The sequence below is a fragment of the Mesorhizobium sp. M7A.F.Ca.AU.002.02.1.1 genome (assembly GCF_003998535.1).
Classification (GTDB): Bacteria; Pseudomonadota; Alphaproteobacteria; order Rhizobiales; family Rhizobiaceae; genus Mesorhizobium; species Mesorhizobium ciceri.
This window is the reverse complement of record NZ_RZPB01001286.1, coordinates 1-981: the sequence shown is the minus strand read 5'-3', so window position 1 is coordinate 981 and position 981 is coordinate 1. Positions and strand designations below refer to the sequence as shown.

Annotated in this window: 1 protein-coding gene and 1 pseudogene; one reads left to right on the top strand and one right to left on the bottom strand. The window is 66.3% G+C overall.

The genetic code is table 11. From position 1 onward, the window contains the following. Positions 1-121: pseudogene (locus EN879_RS40465) on the bottom strand (NAD(P)-dependent oxidoreductase); the annotation flags it as partial. A gap of 186 nt (positions 122-307) precedes the next feature. Between EN879_RS40465 and EN879_RS37170 the strand changes: the two are divergent. Next, on the top strand, positions 308-981 hold a 674-nt coding region (locus tag EN879_RS37170), incomplete at its 3' end, for a FadR/GntR family transcriptional regulator (protein ID WP_164774907.1).

The window sequence follows — 981 nt, the reverse complement described above, 5'->3', positions numbered from 1 at the left end:
CCCCCGGTGGCACCACCAGCGACACCCCATTCAACCCCGCGACAATATCCGACAGCGCCGGCACGAACTTCTCGCCATGGCCTGTCGTGACCGCAGTGGCAAAGCCGTTGCGCACCGCCGCCCGGCGCCCATGCTGCCCAAGCCGATGAAGCCAATGCGTTCTTTCATAAAATCCTCCTTTGGCCCGTGCCGGCGGGCTCAACTTTCGTCACCTTGCGGCGGGCACCTGTCGATGCAATGCTTCGAACAAGAATCGGCCTTCGAACAAGAAACGGCCTTTCCGAAGACTCGGACCGGAGCCCGCGCGATGGCGGAAATCATGCTTTTCGATGCCATACCGCAGGCGCCCAATCTGCGGACCGGGCTCGTCAACACGCTGATCGCGCAGATTGAATCCGGCGATCTTGCGCCGGGCCAGCGGCTGCCGACCGAGCAGGAGATCGTCGCCGCCACCGGTGTGAGCCGCACCGTGGTGCGCGAGGCGCTGGCGGCACTGCGCGCGCGGGGACTGATCACCACACGTCAGGGGCTCGGCGCCTTCGTCGCCAAGGACCCGCTGCCACGGACCTTTTCGATCCTGCCCGACGATCTCGAATCGATCGACGAGGTGCTGCGCGTGCTGGAACTGCGCATGGGCATCGAGGTCGAAGCGACCGGCCTTGCGGCCGAGCGGCGCAGCGAAGCGGCGCTCGGCCAGATGAGCGCGCGGCTGGATGCGCTGGAAGCGGCGGTGCGTGCCGGCGGCTCCGGCTCGGAAGAGGACTTTGGTTTCCACCGCGCCATTCTCGCGGCAACGCAGAACCCCAATTTCACCCGGCTGTTCGACACGTTCGGCAGCGCCATGATCCCGCGCCAATGGACGCGGCTCGACCGGATGACCGAAGCCGAGCGGGAAAAATACCTCAACCGCATGCAGCGCGAGCATCGCGCCATCCTTGCCGCGATCGAAGCCAGGGATGTCAACGCGGCGCGGCGCGCCAT